At 62.5% G+C, this 22,461-nt stretch carries 16 protein-coding genes; 8 read left to right on the forward strand and 8 right to left on the reverse strand.

The genetic code is table 11. The annotated features are described in order from the left end of the window. Positions 1-19: 19 nt before the first annotated feature. Positions 20-2,380, reverse strand: a complete 2,361-nt coding sequence (locus tag HWE17_RS16360) for a DNA translocase FtsK (protein ID WP_176389470.1) — start codon at positions 2,378-2,380, stop codon at positions 20-22. Between the two features lie 215 nt (positions 2,381-2,595). Here HWE17_RS16360 and trxB point away from each other — a divergent pair, with 215 nt between their 5' ends. The 3 genes from trxB (at position 2,596) to HWE17_RS16375 (ending at position 4,996) form a co-directional block, all read left to right on the forward strand. After that, on the forward strand, positions 2,596-3,549 hold the full coding sequence (gene trxB, locus HWE17_RS16365; RefSeq protein WP_034786153.1) for a thioredoxin-disulfide reductase: 954 nt from the start codon (positions 2,596-2,598) through the stop codon (positions 3,547-3,549). Positions 3,550-3,556: 7 nt separating this feature from the next. Beyond that, the gene (locus HWE17_RS16370) at positions 3,557-4,231 is read left to right on the forward strand and encodes a Smr/MutS family protein (RefSeq protein WP_176389471.1); all 675 of its coding nucleotides are present in this window, start codon (positions 3,557-3,559) and stop codon (positions 4,229-4,231) included. Between the two features lie 135 nt (positions 4,232-4,366). After that, complete coding sequence (locus HWE17_RS16375; protein WP_099393029.1) at positions 4,367-4,996, forward strand: trimeric intracellular cation channel family protein; 630 nt, start codon at positions 4,367-4,369, stop codon at positions 4,994-4,996. 141 nt (positions 4,997-5,137) lie between these two features. Here the strand turns inward: HWE17_RS16375 and HWE17_RS16380 are convergent, their stop codons facing one another. Together HWE17_RS16380 and HWE17_RS16385 are read right to left on the reverse strand one after the other, a co-directional pair. After that, positions 5,138-5,476: a P-II family nitrogen regulator gene (locus tag HWE17_RS16380; protein WP_034758685.1), complete on the reverse strand. Its 339-nt coding sequence runs from the start codon at positions 5,474-5,476 to the stop codon at positions 5,138-5,140. A gap of 173 nt (positions 5,477-5,649) precedes the next feature. Further along, positions 5,650-7,266 (reverse strand): NAD+ synthase, encoded by a 1,617-nt coding sequence (locus HWE17_RS16385; RefSeq protein WP_176389472.1) that lies wholly within the window; start codon positions 7,264-7,266, stop codon positions 5,650-5,652. 91 nt (positions 7,267-7,357) lie between these two features. On the opposite strand from HWE17_RS16385, the gene HWE17_RS16390 reads away from it, so the two are divergent. Then, the gene (locus HWE17_RS16390) at positions 7,358-8,491 is read left to right on the forward strand and encodes a GNAT family N-acetyltransferase (RefSeq protein ID WP_176389509.1); all 1,134 of its coding nucleotides are present in this window, start codon (positions 7,358-7,360) and stop codon (positions 8,489-8,491) included. A 53-nt stretch (positions 8,492-8,544) separates the two neighbouring features. Here the strand turns inward: HWE17_RS16390 and ppa are convergent, their stop codons facing one another. Beyond that, on the reverse strand, positions 8,545-9,087 hold the full coding sequence (gene ppa, locus HWE17_RS16395) for an inorganic diphosphatase (RefSeq protein WP_035826464.1): 543 nt from the start codon (positions 9,085-9,087) through the stop codon (positions 8,545-8,547). Between the two features lie 217 nt (positions 9,088-9,304). Here ppa and HWE17_RS16400 point away from each other — a divergent pair, with 217 nt between their 5' ends. Beyond that, on the forward strand, positions 9,305-10,279 hold the full coding sequence (locus HWE17_RS16400; protein WP_176389473.1) for an aromatic ring-hydroxylating dioxygenase subunit alpha: 975 nt from the start codon (positions 9,305-9,307) through the stop codon (positions 10,277-10,279). Between the two features lie 478 nt (positions 10,280-10,757). Then, the gene (locus HWE17_RS16405; RefSeq protein WP_176389474.1) at positions 10,758-13,187 is read left to right on the forward strand and encodes a membrane-bound PQQ-dependent dehydrogenase, glucose/quinate/shikimate family; all 2,430 of its coding nucleotides are present in this window, start codon (positions 10,758-10,760) and stop codon (positions 13,185-13,187) included. A 65-nt stretch (positions 13,188-13,252) separates the two neighbouring features. Here HWE17_RS16405 and HWE17_RS16410 read toward each other — a convergent pair whose 3' ends face one another. Genes HWE17_RS16410 through hemC form a run of 4 tightly spaced genes read right to left on the reverse strand, consistent with a single transcriptional unit; the run spans position 13,253 to position 17,378 of the window. Continuing rightward, positions 13,253-14,449: a heme biosynthesis protein HemY gene (locus tag HWE17_RS16410; RefSeq protein WP_081922746.1), complete on the reverse strand. Its 1,197-nt coding sequence runs from the start codon at positions 14,447-14,449 to the stop codon at positions 13,253-13,255. A 4-nt stretch (positions 14,450-14,453) separates the two neighbouring features. Beyond that, entirely contained in the window at positions 14,454-15,602 is a 1,149-nt protein-coding gene (locus tag HWE17_RS16415; RefSeq protein WP_035826462.1) for a uroporphyrinogen-III C-methyltransferase, read from the reverse strand. After that, entirely contained in the window at positions 15,599-16,381 is a 783-nt protein-coding gene (locus tag HWE17_RS16420; protein ID WP_176389475.1) for a uroporphyrinogen-III synthase, read from the reverse strand. The genes HWE17_RS16415 and HWE17_RS16420 overlap by 4 nt, the downstream gene beginning before the upstream one ends. Then, a complete protein-coding gene (hemC, locus tag HWE17_RS16425) occupies positions 16,374-17,378 on the reverse strand; it encodes a hydroxymethylbilane synthase (RefSeq protein ID WP_176389476.1) in 1,005 nt (334 codons plus the stop codon). The genes HWE17_RS16420 and hemC overlap by 8 nt, the downstream gene beginning before the upstream one ends. A gap of 243 nt (positions 17,379-17,621) precedes the next feature. Here hemC and ppc point away from each other — a divergent pair, with 243 nt between their 5' ends. Both ppc and HWE17_RS16435 read left to right on the forward strand, forming a co-directional pair. Next, positions 17,622-20,462: a phosphoenolpyruvate carboxylase gene (gene ppc / locus HWE17_RS16430; protein ID WP_176389477.1), complete on the forward strand. Its 2,841-nt coding sequence runs from the start codon at positions 17,622-17,624 to the stop codon at positions 20,460-20,462. A 175-nt stretch (positions 20,463-20,637) separates the two neighbouring features. Next, complete coding sequence (locus tag HWE17_RS16435; protein ID WP_176389478.1) at positions 20,638-22,434, forward strand: PAS domain S-box protein; 1,797 nt, start codon at positions 20,638-20,640, stop codon at positions 22,432-22,434. Positions 22,435-22,461 lie beyond the last annotated feature (27 nt).

Genomic DNA, 22,461 nt, shown 5'->3' on the forward strand with positions numbered 1-22,461 from the left:
AAGTATTGCTTTTCATTCTTTACCCTTGTTCGGCACTTGCCGCCGGCACCAGGATTTCCCGGTTGCCATTGGATTGCATGGTTGATACCACCCCGCTCTGCTCCATCTGCTCGAGCAGACGGGCGGCGCGGTTGTAGCCGATGCGCAAATGGCGCTGCACCAGCGAAATCGAGGCGCGGCGGTTTTTCAGCACCACCGCCACCGCCTGGTCGTACAGGGCATCGGCCTCGCCGCCGCCCTCGCCCGGCGCGCCGCCTTCGGCGCCGTCGCCTTCCAGGGTGCCGCCTTCGAGGATGCCCTCGATGTAATTCGGTTCGCCCTGCAGCTTCAGATGGCTGACAACGCGGTGGACTTCTTCATCGGACACAAACGCGCCGTGCACGCGCATCGGCAAACCGGTGCCGGGCGGCATGTACAGCATGTCGCCCATGCCCAGCAGGGTTTCCGCGCCCATCTGGTCGAGAATGGTGCGCGAGTCGATCTTCGACGATACCTGGAAAGCGATACGCGTCGGGATGTTCGCCTTGATCAAGCCCGTGATCACGTCTACAGATGGGCGCTGCGTGGCCAGAATCAAGTGCAAGCCGGCGGCGCGCGCCTTTTGCGCGATACGCGCGATCAATTCCTCGACTTTTTTGCCCACTACCATCATCAAATCGGCCAGTTCGTCGATGATGATGACGATGGTCGGCAGTTTTTCCAGCGGCTCCGGCGAGTCCGGTGTCAGGCTGAACGGATTCGGGATGTGTTCTTCGCGCTTTTTCGCGTCGGCAATCTTCGCGTTGTAGCCGGCCAGGTTACGCACGCCCATCTTGCTCATCAGCTTGTAGCGGCGTTCCATCTCGTTCACGGCCCAGTTCAGCGCATGGCCGGCCTGGCGCATGTCGGTCACAACGGGCGCCAGCAAGTGCGGAATGCCTTCATAGACGGACATTTCCAGCATCTTCGGATCGATCAGGATCAAACGCACATCGAGCGGGTCGGATTTGTACAGCAGCGACAGAATCGTCGCATTGATGCCGACTGATTTACCGGAACCGGTGGTACCGGCCACCAGCAAGTGGGGCATCTTGGCCAGATCCGCCACGACGGGCTTGCCGGCGATATCCTTGCCCAGCGCAATCGTCAGGCTCGATACGCCATCGTTGTAGACCTTGGAGCCAAGGATTTCCGTCAGGCGCACGATCTGGCGCTTGCTATTCGGCAATTCCAGCGCCATGTAATTCTTGCCGGGAATGGTTTCCACTACACGGATGGAAGTAAGCGACAGCGAACGGGCCAGATCGCGCGCCAGGCCGACGATCTGGCTGCCCTTGACGCCCGTGGCCGGCTCGATTTCATAGCGCGTCACCACAGGGCCGGGGTAAGCGGCCACTACCTTGGCATCCACGCCAAAGTCGGACAATTTCTTTTCGATCAGGCGGCTCGTGAATTCCAGGGTTTCCACGGAAACCGTTTCCACCACGGGTGGCGCTTCATCGAGCAAGGACAGCGGCGGCAGCTTGCCGTCGCCGGGGGTTTCAAACAGATGCGCCTGGCGTTCCTTCTCCACGCGCTCCGATTTCACCACGGTCACCACCTGCGGCTCGATCTTCACGGGCGGCGCGGCCACATGTTTCTCCACGTGCTTGGCCCGTTCGATGACCACCACCTCGTCGCGGCGCACGGCAGCCACTTCGCCCTGGCGGCGGTCTTCGCGGTCCTGGTAGCGCAGCACGAACCAGTTGAAGGCATCTTCGATGGCGCCGCCAATGCGTTCGGCCACTTGCAGCCACGATACGTGGAAGAACAGGGAAAAGCCCAGGCCGAACAGCAGCAACAGCAGCAAGGTCGCGCCAGTGAAACCAAAGGCCACGTGGGCCGAGTGCCCCACCAGCTGGCCCAGCACGCCACCGGGATCGCGCGGCAGCTGCACGTGCAGGCTCTTCGCCATGCGCAGGTATTCCAGGCCCATGCTGCCGATCAGCATGATGGAGAAGCCGACGATGCGGATCAGCATCTCGACGTGGTGCTCGCGCTCCACCTCTTCCTCTTCCAGCAGGAAGCGGCGGCTCAAGCGCCGGTAGCCATGCCACACCGTGCGCAGCAGCCACACGCACCACCACCAGGCGGAAAAGCCGAAGATATACAGCAACAGATCGGAGAAGGTCGCACCGAGCTTGCCGCCCAGGTTGGCGACCTTGTCGACGTTGGTGGCATGCGACCAGCCCGGGTCGAGCTTGTTGAAGCTGGCCAGTATCAGCACGAAATACAGGGCAAACGCGGCCAGCGCGAACCAGCGCGCCTCGGACAGCAGCCGCACCAGCCGGTTGGGCAGGGGCCGGCGTTCGACCGGTTTTCGGGTGTAGCTATTTTGATTGGCCTGGGCTGGTTTAGTCATTCTGGGAAGCGCTGCAAGGTGAAAAATGTTTCTGAAAGGGAATTTCCCATAATAAGGAAGTATTCTAAGCCATATATGCCCCGGACGGCCCCACGATTCGTCGCTACAGGCGGCTTGGTCTATAATCGTGGATTGTTTGCGCAAGCGCAATACGCCCTTGTTCTTCGCGCGTATGCCCCCAATTCGGATAGACCCCACTCATAGAGAAGCCTCCCATGACCACTACCAAACACGCCCGCGTTTTGATCCTCGGCTCCGGCCCAGCCGGCTACAGCGCCGCCGTCTACGCCGCCCGCGCCAACCTGAACCCGATGCTGGTCACCGGCGTGGAACAAGGCGGTCAATTGATGACCACCACCGACGTGGAAAACTGGCCAGGCGATCCAATGGGCGTGCAAGGTCCGGACCTGATGCAGCGCTTGCTGCAACACGCCGAGCGTTTCAATACGGAAATCGTGTTTGACCACATCCATACCACCTTCCTGAATGAAAAACCGATCCGCCTCAAGGGCGACAGCCACGAATACACGTGCGACACCTTGATCATCGCCACGGGCGCGTCCGCGCAATACCTGGGCCTGCCATCGGAAGCGGAATTCATGGGCAAGGGCGTGTCCGCCTGCGCCACCTGCGATGGCTTCTTCTACCGCAACCAGGAAGTGGCCGTTGTCGGCGGCGGCAACACGGCCGTCGAAGAAGCGCTGTACCTGTCGAACATCGCCAATAAAGTCACGCTGATCCACCGCCGCGACAAGTTCCGCGCGGAAGCGATCCTGATCGACCGCCTGAACGCCAAGGTTGCCGAGGGCAAGATTGTGTTGAAATATAACCACACTCTGGATGAAGTGACGGGCAACGAAGGCGGCGTGACGGGTCTGAACATCAAGTCCACCATCGATGGCAAGGTTGAAGCGCTCTCCGTGCACGGCGTGTTCATCGCCATCGGCCACAAGCCGAACACGGGCATCTTCGAAGGCCAGCTGGAAATGCACAACGGCTACATCAAGACCAAAACGGGCCTGGAAGGCATGGCCACCGCCACCAGCGCACCGGGCGTGTTTGCCGCCGGCGACGTGCAAGACCATATCTACCGCCAGGCCATCACCAGCGCCGGCACGGGTTGCATGGCAGCACTGGACGCCCAGCGCTACCTGGAAGGCCAGGAGTAAGCGTCGCATGGCGTCGATGAAAGACTTTGCCGACCTGAAAGCGGTCAGCAAGCAGCTCAAGGAGCAGGCGGATGCGCGCGCGCAAGCCGCGGCTGAGCGCGCGCAGCAGGTCAAGGTGCAGGCCGTGGAGAGCAATCTGTTCAAGGCCAGCATCGGCGGCGTCAAGCGCCTGCCCGAGTCGGACCGCTACGTGCCCAGCTTGCCCAAGGCGGGCGCCATGGCGGCCCAGCAGCCGGCGCGCAAGTTGTCTCCGGAAGAGGACGATGCGGCCGTGCTGCGCGAATCGCTGTCGGACTTGTTCGAGGTCGACCATTACCTGGAAAACGATCCGGCCCTGAACTACGCCCGCCCCGGCGTGGGACCGGACGTGGTCAAGAAGATGCGCAAGGGCCACTGGCCCATCCAGGATGAGCTGGACTTGCACGGCTTGCGCCGCGACGAGGCACGCGACGGCATCGGCGCCTTTTTGAACCAGGCGACGCGGCGCAAGCTGCGCTGCGTGCGCGTGATCCACGGCAAGGGTTTCGGCTCGAAAGGCCAGGAACCGGTCTTGAAATCGATGGTACACAGCTGGCTCGTGCAAAAGGATGAAGTCATCGCCTTTTGCCAGGCGCGCCGCTCCGAAGGGGGCGATGGCGCGCTGGTCGTATTGCTTTCTTCCGCCCTGCAGCCCATCCGCTGAGCACAGCAGCAAGAAATTACAATTCAGTAACAAGTTAGCCCTCGCACACGGCCCCGTTTGTCACCATTCGGGGCCGTGTCATGTTAACCTGTAACAATTATTTCCTGCTTAGCGTCTCGTGCACGCGCTCCACCCATGATGCCACCCCAATTGCCGCCTGGCTCGCTGATCAAGATCATTGAGGTCATCGCCATCCTGGTGGGCGCGTTTTCCGGCTTCATCGAAGCGCGCCGCAAGCGCATGGACCTGGTCGGCGTGTTCGTCGTGGCCTTCATCACGGCGTTTGGCGGCGGCACCTTGCGTGACATCCTGCTCGACAAGCGGCCCCTGTTCTGGGTTTCGCACCAGGAATACGCGATTCTCATCTTCGTGCTGGCCCTGACGGCCGCGCCCTTGATCCAGCATTTGCGCCAGATCGTCTCGGAACGCCTGATCATCGTGGCCGACGCCATCGGCCTGGGCATGTTCGCCATCGCGGGCGTAGCCGAAGCGACGCGCGCCGGCATGCCGCTCTTCATCGCGTCGATGATGGGAGTGATTACGGGGATTTTTGGCGGCGTGATGCGCGACATCGTCTGCAACGAAGTGCCGATGGTGTTTCGCGACGGCAAACCGTACGCCATCTGCGCGTTTTTCGGCTGCTGGGCTTATCTGCTGCAAATGCACTTCGGCGCCGAGCACGACTTCGCGCTGTGGACCAGCGCCAGCGGCATCACGATTCTGCGCCTGATCTGCTGGAAATTCGACATGCGGCTGGGGCGTTGATACGCCAAGCGGCAACGTTGTTGGCGAGGCATGTCGGCTTACGCGCTGGCGCGCTAAGCCGACCTACGGCCAGATAAGCGATACATCGCGTAGGTCGGATCAGGCTCAAAGAGCCGTAATCCGAAGATTGTTGACCCAGACTTACACCGCGTCAGGGCCGGTTTCGCCCGTGCGGATGCGGATCACCTGCTCCACATCGCGCACGAAGATCTTGCCGTCGCCGATCTTTCCCGTGCGGGCCGCCTTGATGATGGCGTCGACCACCAGTTCCGACACGCTGTCGTCCACCACCACTTCCACTTTGACCTTCGGCAAGAAGTCGACCACGTACTCGGCGCCACGGTACAGCTCGGTATGGCCCTTCTGGCGGCCAAAGCCCTTCACTTCCGTCACGGTCAAGCCCGTCACGTTCACATCGGCCAGGGCCTCGCGTACTTCGTCGAGCTTGAATGGTTTGATGATGGCGGTAATCTGTTTCATGGCTTTCTCCTTATTGGTAATCGTCAGTTCTTCATTAGCTGGCTTAACGGGACCCCGCAAAACCGTAGCGAGCAAGTTCAATACCGGGTTGAGTAGCGGAGCCGTACTTTAGTACGGTGAGCAACGGATGCCCGGTAGTGAGCTGCGCAGTAGGTTTGGCGGGGTTCCCCACGTTATTCGTAAAACTTCGACGTAATGGGGTAGCGCCAGTCGCGGCCGAAGCCACGGTGCGTGACGCGGATGCCCACCGGCGACTGGCGCCGCTTGTATTCATTGATCTTGATCAGGCGCGTGATTTTCGCCACGTCGGCCGGCGGGTAGCCTGCCTCGATAATGTCGGCGATCGGCCGGTTTTCTTCCATATACATCTGCATGATGCCATCGAGTATTTCATACGCTGGCAAGGAATCCTGGTCCAGCTGGTCGGCGCGCAATTCGGCCGACGGTCCGCGCGTCAGGATGCGCTCGGGGATCACGCTTGAGATGCTGTTGCGGTACGCACACAAACGGTACACGAGCGTCTTGGCAATATCCTTGATCACGGCAAAGCCGCCCGCCATATCGCCGTACAGGGTGCAATAACCGACCGCCATCTCGCTCTTGTTGCCCGTCGTCAAGACGATGCTGCCATGCTTGTTCGACAGGGCCATCAGCAAGGTGCCGCGGATGCGCGCCTGGATGTTCTCTTCCGTCGCGTCTTCCGCCAGTCCGGCGAACTCGTCAGCCAGGGTGGCGCGGAAAGCGTCGAAGGTTTGCTTGATCGGAATTTCATCGTAGCGCACATCGAGGCGTTTTACCATGTCGCGCGAATCGATCCACGAGATATCTGCCGTAAATTGCGACGGCATCATCACGGCGCGCACCTTGTCGGCGCCCAGCGCATCGACGGCGATGGCCAGGGTCAGGGCGGAATCGACGCCGCCCGACATGCCGATCAGCACGCCAGGGAAGCCGTTCTTGACTATATAGTCGCGCACGCCCAGCACCAGCGCCTGGTACACCTGCGCTTCGGTGGTCAACGGCGCGGCCAGCGGCTGCGGCACGGGCGTGGCGCCGTCGAAGTCGACCAGTTGCAAGTCTTCCTCGAAATGGCGCAGCTGGGCGCAAATCGTGCCGGCCGCGTCCATGACAAACGAGTCGCCATCGAAAATCAGTTCATCCTGGCCGCCGACCAGGTTGGCGTAGATCAGGGCCATGCCTTGCGCGCTGACATTCTTGCGCATGGTTTCATAGCGCAGATGCTGCTTGTTCATGTGGTACGGCGAGCCGTTCGGCACCAGCAGCACTTGCGCGCCGGCCGCGCGGGCGCGCATCGGTGCGTGCTCGAACCACGTGTCTTCGCAGATATTGATGCCGAAGCGCACACCCTTCACGCCAAAGACGAAAGCCTGGTCCGACGACGTGAAATAACGCTTTTCATCGAATACGGTCGTGTTCGGCAAGTCGTGCTTGCGGTAGGTGCCCAGCACTTCGCCATTCAGCAGCACGGAGGCGGCATTGTGGCGCACGCCCTTCTCGTCTTGCAGGGGCAAGCCCACCACCACGTGCAAATCGGTGAACTGGGCCAGGTCGGCAGCCAGTCCCGCAAACGCTTCCTGCGTTTTTGCGTAGAATGCATTGCGCAGCAATAAGTCCTCGGGTGGATAGCCGACCAGCGACAGTTCCGGCGTGAGCACGATATCGGCGCCCGCCTCGAACGCGCGACGGGAAAGGTCGAAGATCTTGGCACGGTTGCCGGCCAGATCGCCGACCGTACTATTCATTTGAGCAATTGCGACTTTGACTGTCATGATGATGATGGATATTTTCGTTCTATTAAACAAGACAGGGGCGCGCAGGCCGGTGGCGGCGCCCCGAGAGTAATGAATGCACACTACAACAATGAATTATCGCACGGCTATCGTCACTACCCTGGCTGAAATTGGCGAAGCGGCATGGTCTGAACTGCTGGCAAGCCAGGCGGAGGCCACTCCCTTCCTTTCCTACGCCTTTTTGCACGCGCTGCACGAGTCCGGCTGCGCCAGCGCGGACACGGGCTGGCAGCCGAATTACCTGGTGCTGTGGCAAGGCGATGTGCTGGCCGCCGCCCTGCCCCTGTACCTCAAAATGCACTCGTATGGCGAATACGTGTTCGACTGGGCCTGGGCCGACGCGTATCGGCAGCATGGCCTGGAATATTACCCGAAACTATTGTCCGCCATTCCCTTTACGCCCGTGAGCGGCACACGCCTGCTGGCCCGCGATGGCCAGGCGCGCGCCGCCCTGCTGGCCTTCCTTCAGGCGCAGCAGCAAGCGGCCGACGTGTCGTCCTGCCACATCCTGTTCCCGCCGGAAAGCGAGGCGCGCCAGCTGGAGCAAGCTGGCTACCTGATGCGTAGTGGCGTGCAGTTTCACTGGCTCAATCCCGGCTACACGGATTTCGAGCAATTCCTCGCCACCCTGGAACACAAGAAGCGCAAGAATATCCGCGCCGAGCGGCGCAAGGTGATTGACGCGGGCGTCACCCTGCGCCAGGTGCGCGGGACGGAGGCAACGGATGCGGACTGGCAGCTGTTCCACCGCTGCTACAGCAATACCTACGCGGAACACCGCTCGTCGCCGTACTTAAGCCTGGATTTCTTCCGGCGCATCGGTGCCAGCATGCCTGAAAACATCTTGTTGGTGATCGCCGAGCGCGAAGGGCGGGCCATTGCCGCCTCGCTGGTGATCCACACGGCGGACACTTTATATGGCCGCTACTGGGGCGCGCTCGAGCACGTGCCCTGCCTGCATTTCGAGACGGCGTATTACCAGCCGCTGGAGTTTTGCATCGCCAACGGCATCGCCACCTTCGAAGGGGGCGCGCAAGGTGAGCACAAGATGGCGCGCGGCTTCCTGCCGCAAAAGACCTGGTCCGCCCACTGGCTGGCGCACCCGGCCTTCGCCGACGCCGTGCAGCGCTTCCTCGAGCGCGAACGGGGCGGCATCGACGCCTATCTCGATGAATTGAACGAGCACAGCCCGTTTCGCGCATAAAAAAACGCTCCCGGCCATGACTGGCGGGGAGCGTTTTATTTTACTGCGTGTTCTTAGGCTTTGGCGGCATCGGCCTTGAACGCGGCGACGCCGTTCAGGATTTCTTCCTTGGCGATTTCCGGACCATACCAGCCGTCGATCTTGACCCATTTGCCTTTTTCCAGATCTTTGTAGTGCTCAAAGAAATGCTGGATCTGGCGCAAGCGCAGTTCGTTCAAGTCTTCCGGCTTTTGCCAGTGGCTGTAGATCGACAGGACCTTGTCGACTGGCACGGCCAGCACTTTCGCGTCTTCGCCCGACTCGTCGGTCATTTTCAGCACGCCGATAGGACGGCAGCGCACGACCACGCCCGGGATCAGCGGGAACGGGGTGATGACCAGCACGTCAACCGGGTCGCCGTCCGGCGACAGGGTGTTTGGCACGTAGCCGTAGTTGCACGGGTAATGCATGGCGGTACCCATGAAGCGATCGACGAAGATCGCGCCGCTTTCCTTGTCGACTTCGTACTTGATCGGATCGGCATTCATCGGGATTTCGATGACGACGTTGAAATCGTTCGGCAGGTCGCGGCCGGAAGAGACGTTATTCAAACTCATGGGATTCCTCATTAGCGGGTGGTGTTTTAACCGCGTAATTATAGCGAAGTACAGGCCGCTTGTGCGATGCAGCAGCGGCCCGCCGGCGTTTTGCGCGTCAACGCCGCAACAGTGACGCGGCGACACGGGCCGCCAGCTTGCACGCCGTTTGGAGGAATGCTTCAAGAAAAGCGTCTTTCGCTTGCACACCTGGCGGCCCCTGCCGGACAATCGCGCCATGAATCTGCCCCAAGACCAGTGGTACCCCGTCCTCGATAGCGCCGAACTCAAACGTACACCCCTGGGCGCCGAGCGCCTGGGCCGGCGCCTGGTGTTCTGGCGCACGGCCGATGGCGCGCCGCACGCGCACGTGGACCGCTGCCCGCACCTGGGCACAGCCCTGAGCGCGGGCAGCATCGCCGGCGACAGGCTGGTGTGCCCCTTCCACGGCTTCGCCTTCGACGCCGCCGGCCAGTGCGCGCACATTCCAGCCAACGGCTGCGCGCGCAAGGTACCCAAGGCGATGGCCGTGGACGGCTTTCCCCTGGCTGAAGCGCACGGTTTCATCTGGCTGTGGCTGGGACAGCCCCTGGAAAGCTACCCGCCCCTGCCGTTCTTCGCGCAATTGCAGCAAGGCTGGAAGTACCGCACCGAGATCGTCGACTGGCCCGTGCACTACACGCGCGCCATCGAAAACCAGCTCGACGTCGCCCACCTGGCGTTCGTGCATCGCAGCACCATCGGCCGGGGCGGACGCAGCTTTGTCGACGGCCCGTATGTGGAAGCGGGAGCGCAAGGCATCCGCGTCTGGACCAGCAATGCGCTGGATCAGAAGCAGGAGCATCGCAGCCAGGCCGAACTGGCTCAGGCGGCGCAAGGCCGCGAACCCAGCCTGCAACTGCTGTTTCCCGGCACCTGGCTGCTCAACATCACGCCCGGCATGAAGAACTTCATCGCCTTCGTGCCGATTAACGAGCACAGCGTGCGCTACTACCTGCGCTTCTACCACCGCGTGCGCGTGCCTGGCCTGTCGTGGCTGTTTGGCAGGCTGATGGGTTGGAGCAACCGTTTCGTGCTGAACCAGGACCGCCGCGTGGTCGTCACGCAAACGCCGGCCAACAGCCTCGACGCCACCGGCGACCGTTTTATCGAAGCCGACCGCGCCATCATCGCGTATCGAAAACACCTCTCGCGTTTGCTGCAAACAAAATAAGCACGGCATTCCATGCGACGCCCGCTCAATAGAGGAAACATAATATCCGCCAGGCTGATAATAATAAGTACAAATACGTAGACGGCACCCGGCGCATTCCAGCCCATCCCGATTCATATTCTCTTTTAATATCACCATACCATAAACATGGTTATTATTTTTTCTATTGCATTTTTTATAGCCATTAGTGGCAACATTATCTGTTTACACTCTTCCAATATGCGCACGCACCTGCGAATCATCCATCCACACCGCCCCATACGCCGCATGCCAACATAATATTTGCGCTTATTTGAACAAATTATTTTTTGAAAATGGCAATGCCGTGAAAAATGGCGCTACCAGAAGACAATAGTAAATTCTGATAAAATATTACATTCTGGTGTTTCCAAAACTTCGCATACTCTGCAAACAAAGCCTTCGCTAGATTCTATATGGCGCATCCACGCGCCACCGATAAATCCTTGCAAAAAGGAATATGATGATTCCCTCTTTCCGGTCCGGGCCTTTATTAAAGGTCACCGGCGTTATTTTCATTCTGTTTGGCCTCGCCCTGCTGGGCGGCGGCATCTGGCTGGCATCGCTTGGCGGCTCCTGGTACTACTTGCTGGCCGGCATAGGCATGCTGATCGCAGGCGTGCTCGTCTTCAAAGGCAAGCGCAGCGCGCAGCCGTTCATGGCCTTCCTGCTGCTCGCCACCCTGATCTGGTCCCTCATTGAAGTGAAGTTCGACTGGTGGCAATTGCTGCCGCGCCTGGACATCTGGTTTGCCGCCGCCGTCTGGCTGCTGCTGCCCTTCGTCAACCGCCGCCTGGCGCCAGCCGCCGCGGCGAAACAAGGGCAAGCGGGCAAGACGGCGCTCTCCGCCGCCGTGGCCCTGACCGTCATCGCCGGCGTCATCGCCCTGTTCCAGGACTACCATGACCTGCATGGCGAGGTGCCAGCCGAAAACATGGCCGCCACCGCCACCGGCGACCTGGCGCCCGGCGTCGAGCACAACGACTGGTCCGCCTATGGCCGCTCCGGCTATGGCGACCGCTATGCCCCGGCCGCGCAAATCACCCCGGCAAATATTTCCGGCTTGAAAGAAGCCTGGACCTATCATACGGGCGACTTCAAGGGTCCGAACGACCCGGGCGAGATCGCCAACGAAGTCACGCCGCTGAAGGTCAATGACATGCTGTACCTGTGCACGCCGCACAACATCGTCATCGCCCTGAACCCGGACACGGGCAAGGAAATCTGGCGCCACGATCCGAAGATCAACCGCGATGCGGCCAGCTACCAGCACATGATCTGCCGCGGCGTGGCCTACTGGGACGTGAACGCGGGCCGCGCGAAGAACAATCCAGCCCCCGAAGCTGCCAGCATGGAATGCCCGCGCCGCATACTGGCGCCCACCATGGATGGCACCATGATCGCCGTCAATGCCGATACAGGCGAGTCGTGCAAGAGTTTTGGCAACAATGGCGTCGTTAACCTGTACAAGAACATGGCCATGATCAAGCGCGGTTTCCTGATGCCGACCTCGCCGCCAGCCGTGTCGCAGAAAATGGCCGTGATCGCCGCCAGCGTGACGGACAACCATTCGACGGAAGAGCCGTCTGGCGTGATCCGCGGCTACGACCCTGTCACGGGCAAGCTGATGTGGAACTGGGACCCGGCCACGCCGGAAGATACGCAGCCTTTCCCTGAAGGCAAGAACTACACCAACAACTCGCCCAATTCCTGGGGCGTGGCCAGCATCGATGAAAAGCTGGGCATGGTCTACATTCCGATGGGCAATGAAACCCCCGACACCTGGGGCGGCAACCGCAACAAGAACGGCGAGAAATTCAACAGCGCCATCGTCGCGCTGGACCTGGCGACGGGTAAAGTGCGCTGGGTCTACCAGACCGTGCACCACGATATCTGGGACATGGATATCGGCGGCCAGCCATCGCTGGTCGACATCGACACGCCGAAAGGCAAAGTGCCATCCGTGGTGGCCACAACAAAACGGGGTGACATCTATGTGATCGACCGCCGCGACGGCAGCCTGGTCGTGCCGGCGCCGGAAAAACCCGTGCCAACGAGCAATCCTGCCGCTGGCGACACCCTGTCGCCCACGCAGCCGTTCTCGGCCCTGACCTTCTTGCCTGAACGCAATATCAGCGAAGCGGACATGTGGGGCACGACGCCATTCGACCAGCTCGCTTGCCGCATCATCTTCAAGGAACGCCGCTATGAAGGCCCGTTCACGCCGCAAACGGCCGGCAAGGGCGCCGTCATCTCTCCTGGCCCGCTGGGCATCTTCGAATGGGGTGGCGCGGCCATCGATCCCGTGCGCCAGTTGTTGATCGTCAACCCTGACTACATGGGCTTCCTGGAAAAACTCGTGCCGCGCGCAGAAACGACGGCCAAGGGCGGCACGGGCGGCGAAATGGGCTTGCAACCGCAGACGGGCGTCCCGTTCGCCGTGGAAATCAAGGCCTTTTTGTCGCCGCTGGGCTTCCCATGCCAGGCACCGCCGTGGGGCTATGTGGCCGCCGTCGACCTGCGCACCATGAAAAAAGTGTGGATGCACAAGAACGGCACCACGCGCGACAGCGGTCCCGTGCCGATTCCATTGCCACTGGGCGTGCCCAGTCTGGGCGGCATGGTGACCACCGGCGGTGGCGTGACCTTCCTCAGCAGCACGCTCGACTACTACATCCGCGGCTACGACGTCAGCAACGGTAAAGTCATCTGGAAAGCCCGCTTGCCAGCCGGCGGCCAGGCTACGCCGATGAGCTATGTGTCGAACAAGTCGGGACGCCAGTTCGTCGTCGTCATGGCCGGCGGCCACGGTTCGCTGGGCACGAAGATGAGCGACACCCTGGTCGCGTATGCCTTGCCGGAAGGCACTGCCGCAGTACCGAAGAAGTAAAGTAGCAGCGCAAAAAAAGCCGTTCAGTCTGCACTGAACGGCTTTTTTACGTCTGAAGAAACAGCTTACAGGATGGTCGCCAGTGCGCACTGCCGGTAATGGGCGGCAGCCTGTTCCGTCTGCTGCAAGGCGTCGTGCATCTGCGCCAGCTTCAGGTGGGCGTCGCGCACCATTTGCGGCTCGTTCGCGTCGGACAAAGCCTGCTCCAGATGGCGCTGGGCCTTGCCCCACAATTTTTGCTTGAGGCACAAGGTACCGAGGGTCAGCGCCAGTTCCGCGTCCAGCGGACGCTGTTTCATCCATTGCTCGCAATGCTCGATCTGCAGCAGCAGGGCCGGCGTGCCGCTTGGCGCCGCCGCTTCGCGGTAGGCGCGCACGACGCGCTCGTCCCAGTCGGCGGCCAGCGACTCTTCGCACACGAGGCGCGCTTCATCGTGCAGGCCGCGCGCATTCAGGGCCGTGGCGGCACGGCAGGCGATGTACGGCTTGACCCGGTCCGCGCTCGGCACGGTCGACCACACGCGCATCAGCGATTCGGCGTCATGCGACGGGTCGGACAGCAAATGCTCGTAGGCCAATTCGCGCAGGCGCGACGACAGGGCCGGATGCAGGGCGCGGTGCTTGTCGAGCGAACGCACGAGGCGCAGCACTTCCGGCCAGTTCTTTGCCTGCTGCTCGGCTTTCAACGACCATTGCAGCGCGTGGATGTGGCGCGTGCCGCTGGCATTGAGTTCGCGCACGGCGGCCAGGGCCGCTTCCGGCTGGTGGTCGTCGACCAGCAATTCCGTCACCGTCATCAAACGGGCCGTCTTCAGGCTGGCATCGCCTTCGACGCGGGATAACCAGCTGTCGCGGCGTTCGGACTGGCGCATGCGGTGCGCGGCGCGCGCGCCGATCAGCGCGGCCAGGCCGGCGTTTTCTTCCAGTTCGGCGGCGCGCAAGGCGGCCTTCTCGGCATGGCCGAAACGGCCTTCGAACAGGGCTTTCAAGGCTTCGCGCAAGCCCTTGTTGCCGTCGCGCTCACGCTTGCGCTGGCGGTAGGCCGCCACTTGCGCCGGCATGCGCACGGTGGCGCGCACGGCGCGCACCAGCAGGTACAGCAGCACGAACAGCACGACCTGCAGCAGCAGGAAGAAGTTCAGCGACAAGTCGATGCGGTACGGCGGATAGAACAGCACCACGTTGCCGGGATTGAAACGGGCCGTCACGGCGATACCGATCGCCGCGGCCATCAGGGCGAGTAACCAGAGAAATAGACGCATGGGCTCAGGACTTCGCTTTGTAGTTGCGCACAGCCGTCAGGCTGTCGGACAAGGTTGGCATTTCGATGGCCAGGTTGCTGCCCTGCACCTGGCGCAGCAGGGCTTGCGCCGTCTGCGTGCTCTTGGCGCGGGTGTCGAAATACTTGGCCAGCGCATCCTGCGCAGCGATCAAGTCGTTGCGGAAAGCCGTTTCATTGCGCGACAACAAGGCCATGCGGGCATTGAGCAGGCGCAGCTTGACGTTTTCACGCAAGAAATACGACTGCGTCGGCGACAGCATCAGCGCTTCCGGCGTATCGACACGGCGGATGCGGATCAATTGACGCACGTCGGCCCACATGTCGCCGCTCCAGGTATTGAAGCCGTCGCGCACTTTTTGCAGCAGCGGTTCCGGCGCCGGCGGTCCCACCAGCTTGCCGGCGGCGTCGCGCACAGGCTTGGCCTTGCCGGTTTTTTCCGGCGCGGCCGGCAAGGCCGGCGTTTCGTCGGACAGCATCGGCAGGGAATCGACCTGGGCGATCACGGCGTCGAGGCGCAGGGCCACGCCCGTCGAATCGACGCTGGGCAGGGCCTTGAGTTTTTCCATGTCGCGCCCAATGGCGCGGCGGATGGTGATGAATTGCGGCTTGTCGGAACGCGACAGGCTGCGGTCCGCGTTTTGCAGGGCGATCAGTGCGCCGGGCACGTTGCCGGCCAGTTGCAACTGCTGGCTGGCCGTCGACAGCACTTGCTCGATTTCTGTCAGCGCCCACTCGTCGCGGTTTTTCGACAAGTCGTTATACAGTTGTTCCAGGGCCAGCTGCTGGCTTTGCGTTTCGCTCTGGCGGTTTTCCAGCGCACCCACCTTGATTTCCAGCTCTTTCGTGCCTTCTTGCACGTTGCGCGCCAGCACGCCCGTTTCGGCGTTGCTGACGTCGCCCTTTTGCAGGCGCTTGGCCACTTCTTCGCGCAGGTTGCGGATCTGCTTGCTGGTCGACCAGCTTTGCGCAGCCAGCAGCACGGCCAGCACGATGACGGCGATGCTCATGGGCTTTTGCAGCTGTTCCAGCAGGGTCGGCGCGCGGCCGGCAGGTTGGTCGGCCGCCTGCGGCGCCGTCTTCACGGCGCTGCCAGGCGTTGCATTCGGTTCGGAGAGTGTAGGCATTTCGTTCATGGTCGTGATTGTAACGCGGCGAGCACTCCTGCGTCGCCTGATCCTGTCAGGGTGACACGGGCGAAACCCAGGGCCGCCGCCGTTTGTGCAATGCGGGCGTGCGGCACGATCAGATGCTGCTGTTGCATTTTCACAACAGCCGTCTTTTCAGCATCCATTTGGCCCAGCAGCGCCAGCAAACCGCGCAGCGCTTCCGAGCTGGTGATGATCCAGTCATTATTATGCTGCAACAGATTTTCCAGGGTCGCCCGCAAGGCCGGCGTCAGCGTCGGCACCTTGCGGCGGTACGCCGTGATGAACGCGACGTCGGCGCCGGCCGCGCGCAAGCCGTCGGCCAGGTAATCGCGTCCGCCATCGCCGCGCACGATCAACACGCGCTTGCCGCGCAGGGCCGGCAAGTCCAGCGCCAGCAATAAATGTTCGGAATCGCTGCGCGCCGTGTCCAGCGGACTCGTGATGCTGGCATTCGCATCCGTGACGCCATGCGCCGCCAGGGCCATCTTGCTACCCTCGCCCACCACGGCCAGCGGCAAGCCAGCCGGCCAGACGGGCAAATGCGCAAAGACGCAGTCGATGGCGTTGGGCGAGACGAAGGCCACCAGGTCGTAATCGGCCAGGCGCGCCAGCACGGCTTGCAGCTGCGCGCATTCGTCCGCACCGTCAAGCGCGTGGATTTCCAGCAGCGGCAGCAGCTGCACGGGCAAGCCCAGCGCCGCGATCCTGGCGGCCAGCGGCCCCGCTTGTTGCGCGGGCCGCGTGATCACCACGGTGTCAGGCATGCGGCGCCAGGCCTTCATGGTTGTCGGGCGTGACGGCACACGAGGCGAGGATGCCGGCGGCGTCTTGCCCGCGCAGCAGTTCGGCCACCTGCTCGCCCAGCTGTTCCGGCGCGCTGGCCGGGCCTTCGAGCTCGGCGCTGGCCATGCGCGCGCCGTCCGGCGTGGCGACCATGGCGCGCAAACGCATCTGTTCGCCTTCGACGGTGGCGAACGCGGCCAGCGGAATCTGACAGCTGCCGCCGAAAATCTTCGATACCTTGCGCTCGGCCGTGACGGCTTGCGCCGTGTCCGCGTGGTTCAGCGGCGCCAGCAGGCGCACCAGGTCGGCGCCGTCAGCACGGCCGCTGCGGATTTCGATCGCCATGGCGCCCTGGCCTGCCGCCGGCAGGCTGTCTTCCGGCGCCAGCACGGCGCGGATGCGCGACGCCAGGCCCAGGCGTTTCAGGCCGGCGGCGGCCAGGATGATGGCCGCGTAATCGCCACGGTCCAGCTTGCCCAAACGCGTATCGAGGTTGCCGCGCAGGGGCAGTATCGTCAGGTGCGGATAGCGCGCGGCGATCAGCGACTGGCGGCGCAGGCTGCTGGTGCCGACGACGGCGCCGTGCGGCAGCTCGGCCAGGCTGGCGTAGTCGTTCGACACGAACGCGTCGCGCGGGTCTTCACGCTCGAGGATGGCGGCCAGGGCAAAGCCTTGCGGCAACTCCATCGGCACGTCTTTGAGCGAATGCACGGCCAGGTCGGCGCGGCCTTCTTCCATCGCCACTTCCAGCTCCTTGACGAACAGGCCCTTGCCGCCTACCTTGGACAAGGCGCGGTCCAGAATCTGGTCGCCGCGTGTGGTCATGCCGAGAATTTCAACGCTACACTGCGGATACAGGGCGGCCAGACGCGCACGCACGTGTTCAGCTTGCCACATGGCAAGACGGCTCTCGCGCGTGGCGATCACCAGGCGGGCAGGAATATTCAATTCGTTCGGGGTCAATTCGGATGCTTTCAAAACAAGTTCTTTCGCTGTGGCTGTCGTTGTCATTATCGTTGCCAATTCGCCCGTCCGATATCAATTTGTATCGGAATGGCGCCCGGCGTCGCTATAATCGTTATCCCTTGGCCTAAACGGCCAAGTCAGGCTAGCGTCCATGTTGAAGACCACAAATTTTATCATGCGCCCCCTCCCCTCTGCGGCCAAACGCCCGGTGCGATCCACATTCCCTTGCTTTTACACTTACTTTGGTTCTTTATTATGCTCAATGACGCAGTAGCACCAGAAATAGTTCCAGCAGCCGGCTCCGACAAGGACGCGCCGCTGAAAGAAGACATCCGCCTGCTGGGCCGCCTGCTGGGCGACGTGCTGCGCGAACAAGAGGGCGACGCCGTCTTTAATGTGGTGGAAACCATACGCCAGACGTCCGTGCGCTTCCGCCGCGAAGCGGACGCGGGCGCCGCGCTAGAACTCGACGCCATGCTCAAGGAACTGAGCCGCGAACAGACGATTTCCGTCGTGCGCGCCTTTTCCTACTTTTCGCACCTGGCCAACATCGCGGAAGACCAGCACCACATCCGCCGCCGCCGCGCCCACCTGCTGGCAGGATCCAGCGCGCAAAAGGGCAGCGTCAGCTTCGCGCTGAAGAAACTGCGCATGGCCGGCGTGCCGCGCAAGACCGTCGACACCTTTTTCCAGGATGCCCTGATCGCGCCCGTGCTGACGGCCCACCCGACGGAAGTGCAGCGCAAGAGCATCCTCGACGCCGAGCACGACATCGCCCGCCTGCTGGCCGAGCGCGACCTGCCGCAGACGCCGAAAGAACGCCACGCCAACATGCAGCTGCTGCGCTCGCGCGTCGCCACGCTGTGGCAGACGCGCATGCTGCGCTACTCGAAGCTGACGGTGGCCGACGAAATCGAAAACGCCCTGTCCTACTACCGCATCACCTTTTTGCGCGAACTGCCGGGCCTGTACGACGACATCGAGGACGACATCGCGGCCGAGTACCCGAACGGCAATGGCACCATCGAACCGATCAACGCCGCCTACGTGCAGATGGGCAGCTGGATCGGCGGCGACCGCGACGGCAACCCGAACGTCAACGCGGGCACCATGCAGCACGCGCTGGCGCGCCACGCCACCACCATCCTCGACTTTTACCTCGACGAAGCGCACGCGCTGGGTGCGGAATTGTCCGTCTCGACCCTGATGGTGGGCGTGAGCGCCGAACTGCAGGCGCTGGCCGACCAGTCGCCGGACGCTTCGCCGCACCGCAGCGACGAGCCGTACCGCCGCGCCCTGATCGGCATCTATGCGCGCCTGGCCGCCACGGCCCGCGCGCTGGGCGCCACCAACATCCTGCGCAAGGAAGTGGGCGCGGCCGCCGCCTATCCGGACGCGGCCGCCTTTGTGGCCGACCTGCGCACCATCGTCGCCTCGCTCGAATCGCACCACGGCGCCGCCCTCGTGCGCCCGCGCCTGGCCACCCTGGCGCGCGCGGCCGACATCTTCGGTTTTCATCTTGCCTCGCTCGACATGCGCCAGACTTCCGACGTGCACGAAAGAGTGCTGGCCGACCTGTTCGCGCAAAGCGGCGTGGCCGCCGATTACACGGCCCTGTCCGAGGAAGACAAGCAGGCGCTGCTGCTGAATGAACTGGCCCAGCCGCGCCTGCTGTACTCGCCCTACATCAGCTATGCCGCGGAAACGGATTCCGAGCTGGCGATTTTGCGCGCGGCGCGCGACATCCGCCAGCGCTACGGCGCACGGGCGATTCGCAACTACATCATTTCGCACACGGAAACCGTGTCCGACTTGCTGGAAGTGTTGCTGCTGCAAAAGGAAACAGGCTTGCTGCGCACCGACTGGCAAACTGGCGACAGCAGCTGCGAGCTGATGGTCATTCCCCTGTTCGAGACGATACCCGACCTGCAGCGCGCGGCCGGCATCATGAGCCAGGTCATGGCCTTACCCTTGGTCAAGCAATTGATCGCCAAGCAGGGACAGCTGCAGGAAGTCATGCTCGGCTATTCCGATTCGAACAAGGATGGCGGCTTCCTCACGTCAAACTGGGAACTGTACAAGGCGGAACTGGCGCTGGTGTCCGACTTCCAGAAGGCCGGCGTCAAGCTGCGCCTGTTCCATGGCCGCGGCGGCACGGTAGGCCGTGGCGGCGGACCCAGCTACGAAGCCATCCTGGCCCAGCCGCCGGGCACCGTCAACGGCCAGATCCGCCTGACGGAACAGGGCGAGATCATCGCCTCGAAGTTTTCCAATGCGGAAATCGGCCGGCGCAACCTGGAATTGCTGGTCGCCGCCACCCTGGAAGCGAGCCTGGCGCCGCAGGAAGCCAATCCGGCCCGCAACGGCCAGCTGGCGCAGTTCGAAGCCGTGATGGCGGAGCTGTCGGACCTCGCCTATCACGCCTACCGCCACCTCGTGTATGAAACGCCGGGTTTTACGGAGTATTTCTTCTCGGCTACGCCGATTGCGGAAATTGCCGAACTGAACCTCGGTTCGCGCCCCGCCTCGCGCAAGGCCAACCAGCGTATCGAAGACTTGCGCGCCATTCCCTGGGGCTTTTCCTGGGGCCAGTGCCGCTTGCTGCTGCCGGGCTGGTTCGGTTTCGGCAGCGCCATCGAAGCGTGGATCAAGCAAGCCGACGGCGCCGCGCAGGATGACAAGATCGCCACCCTGCGCGCCATGTACGCCGAATGGCCGTTCTTTGCCACCCTGCTGTCGAACATGGACATGGTGCTGGCCAAGACGGACCTGGCGATCGCCTCGCGCTATGCGGAACTGGTGGCGGACCAAGGCTTGCGCGAACGCATCTACAAGCGCATCACGGATGAGCATGGCAACACCTTGCGCTGCCTGGAGCTGATCACCGGCAATACCGAGCGCCTGGCGGGCAATCCGCTGCTGGCCCGCTCGATCCAGAACCGCTTCGCCTACCTCGACCCGCTGAACCACTTGCAGGTGGAATTGATCAAGCGCAACCGCGCCCTGTCCAGCGCCAGCAAAGTCGACGAACGGGTGCACCGCGGCATCCAGCTGTCGATCAATGGCGTGGCGGCCGGCCTGCGCAACACGGGCTGATCGCGTCACTTTGCCATCGGCAAACAGGGCCGGCGCCGCAAGGGCCGGCCCTTTTGCTTGCCCAATGGAAAAATATTCTCAAGAAAACAACAATTGGTATTACACTAGCGGTTGATACTCCCCCTCTTCGGCGCCAGGCGCACCGCAGCGGCCAACCATGACGCCAGGAACGCGGATGAGCAAATGGTCGATTGAAACGCTGAGTTCGGCATGCGCCGCCCTCATCCTGATCATGCTGGGCTGGCTGGCGGGCGCGGCCTGGCAGCAGCTCGACTTCTGGGAACACATCTGGCTGTCGCTGCTGCTGACGGGCGCCGCCGGCACAGCCATGTGGCTGATGCGCAGGCTGCGCAACCACCTGGCCAGCACGCGCCAGCAGCTCGACGCCAGCGCCATGCGCTACCGCGACCTGAGCGAGACGGCGCAGGACGGCATGTGGCAAACGGATGCGCAGGGCACGATCTTGCATCTCAACCAGCGCCTGTGCGACATGCTGGGCATCCCGGCGGAAAAGCTGCTGGGCCACAAGATGAGCGAATTCCATGACGAGGCGACCTTGCTGCGCCTGTGTCCGCTGCGCCAGACAGCCACGGATAGTTGCATGGGGGAATTGCAGTACCGTCACAGCGACGGCTCGGAACGCTGGGCCATGATCAGCGGGCGCTGCCTGTACGACCCGCAAGGCAGCCTGACGGGCGCCCTCGTGCTGGCCAGCGACATCACGGAACACAAGCGGGCCGAACACGCCTTGACCGTCGCCCATGCGGAACTCGAAAGCCGCGTGGCCCTGCGCACGGCCCAGCTGCTCGATGTCAATCTGCAGCTCTCTGCGGAAATCGCCATGCGCGCGCAAACGGAAGCGGCCCTGGCGCGCAGCGAAGAGCGGCTGCAGGACATCATTTCCATGATGCCCCTGTCGCTGTTCCTGAAAGATGCCGATTCGCGCATGCTGCTGATGAACCAGGCTTGCGAGCAGCAATGGGGCGTGCGATTCCAGGATATCGCCGAAGGACGCGACGTGCAGCACTTTCCCTCGGACCAGACGCAGGGATTCCACGCGGCGGACCAGGAAGCGTTTGCCAGCCGCAGGGTCGTCATCCGCGAAGAGCTGGTATGGAATGCGCGGCTGCAGGAAAACCGCCTGCTGCAGACGCATAAAAAGCCCATCTTCGACGCGCAAGGCCGGCCGCAGATGATCATCGCCTTGGGCATCGACATCACGGAAAGCAAGCGCAACGAGGAAAACCTGCAGCGCACCCTGGCCCAGCTGCGCGAACTGAGCGACCACCAGCAAACCATCAAGGAAGAGGAAAGGCGCCGCATCGCGCTCGACATCCATGACGACCTGGGCCAGAACCTGATGGTGCTGCGCATCGACGTGTCGCTGCTGCACGCGCGCACGGCCAGCACCCACCCGCGCCTGCACCGCCACGCCCAGCGCGTGCTCGACACCATCGACGCCACCATCCGTTCGGTGCGCACCATCATCAATGACTTGCATCCCAGCACCCTGGAGCTGGGACTGGGTCCGGCGGCGGAATGGCTGATACGTCAGATGGAAAGCCGCGGCGCCATCCGCTACCGGCTCAAGCTCGACAGCGAGGCGCCCGACCTGGGCCTGGACCAGCGCCAGACGTCGGCCATCTTCCGCGTGCTGCAGGAATCGCTGTCGAACATCGTGCGCCACGCCCAGGCCAGCGAAGTGGAAGTGGCGCTGGCGCAGGATACGGACGCCATCGTGCTGCGCATCAGCGACAACGGCATCGGCATGCAGCCGGACGACCACGGCAAGAAAGCCGCCTTCGGCCTGAAAAGCATACGCGAACGCGTCCACGCCCTGGGCGGCGAGCTGCGCATCGATAGCCAGGCGGGCCAGGGCACGGCGCTGGCCATCCGCTTGCCACAGGCCAGGAAAAGCGCGCCAGCCGGGCATGACGAAATACAAAAATTAGCAAAAACAGTAGCTAATTAAGTATGCATTTGCAGCATAAAAAAGTAT

The sequence above is a fragment of the Janthinobacterium sp. BJB401 genome (assembly GCF_013372745.1).
GTDB classification, from domain to species: Bacteria; Pseudomonadota; Gammaproteobacteria; order Burkholderiales; family Burkholderiaceae_D; genus Janthinobacterium; species Janthinobacterium rivuli.

Coding starts and splice junctions, on each gene's coding strand:
- HWE17_RS16405 (WP_176389474.1), top strand. CDS start 10,758: ATGATGATTCCCTCTTTCCGGTCCGGGCCTTTATTAAAGGTCACCGGC.
- HWE17_RS16415 (WP_035826462.1), bottom strand. CDS start 15,602: ATGAACGAAATGCCTACACTCTCCGAACCGAATGCAACGCCTGGCAGC.
- ppc (WP_176389477.1), top strand. CDS start 17,622: ATGCTCAATGACGCAGTAGCACCAGAAATAGTTCCAGCAGCCGGCTCC.
- HWE17_RS16370 (WP_176389471.1), top strand. CDS start 3,557: ATGGCGTCGATGAAAGACTTTGCCGACCTGAAAGCGGTCAGCAAGCAG.
- HWE17_RS16385 (WP_176389472.1), bottom strand. CDS start 7,266: ATGACAGTCAAAGTCGCAATTGCTCAAATGAATAGTACGGTCGGCGAT.
- HWE17_RS16410 (WP_081922746.1), bottom strand. CDS start 14,449: ATGCGTCTATTTCTCTGGTTACTCGCCCTGATGGCCGCGGCGATCGGT.
- HWE17_RS16435 (WP_176389478.1), top strand. CDS start 20,638: ATGAGCAAATGGTCGATTGAAACGCTGAGTTCGGCATGCGCCGCCCTC.
- ppa (WP_035826464.1), bottom strand. CDS start 9,087: ATGAGTTTGAATAACGTCTCTTCCGGCCGCGACCTGCCGAACGATTTC.
- HWE17_RS16390 (WP_176389509.1), top strand. CDS start 7,358: ATGAATTATCGCACGGCTATCGTCACTACCCTGGCTGAAATTGGCGAA.
- HWE17_RS16375 (WP_099393029.1), top strand. CDS start 4,367: ATGATGCCACCCCAATTGCCGCCTGGCTCGCTGATCAAGATCATTGAG.
- trxB (WP_034786153.1), top strand. CDS start 2,596: ATGACCACTACCAAACACGCCCGCGTTTTGATCCTCGGCTCCGGCCCA.
- HWE17_RS16380 (WP_034758685.1), bottom strand. CDS start 5,476: ATGAAACAGATTACCGCCATCATCAAACCATTCAAGCTCGACGAAGTA.
- HWE17_RS16360 (WP_176389470.1), bottom strand. CDS start 2,380: ATGACTAAACCAGCCCAGGCCAATCAAAATAGCTACACCCGAAAACCG.
- HWE17_RS16420 (WP_176389475.1), bottom strand. CDS start 16,381: ATGCCTGACACCGTGGTGATCACGCGGCCCGCGCAACAAGCGGGGCCG.
- HWE17_RS16400 (WP_176389473.1), top strand. CDS start 9,305: ATGAATCTGCCCCAAGACCAGTGGTACCCCGTCCTCGATAGCGCCGAA.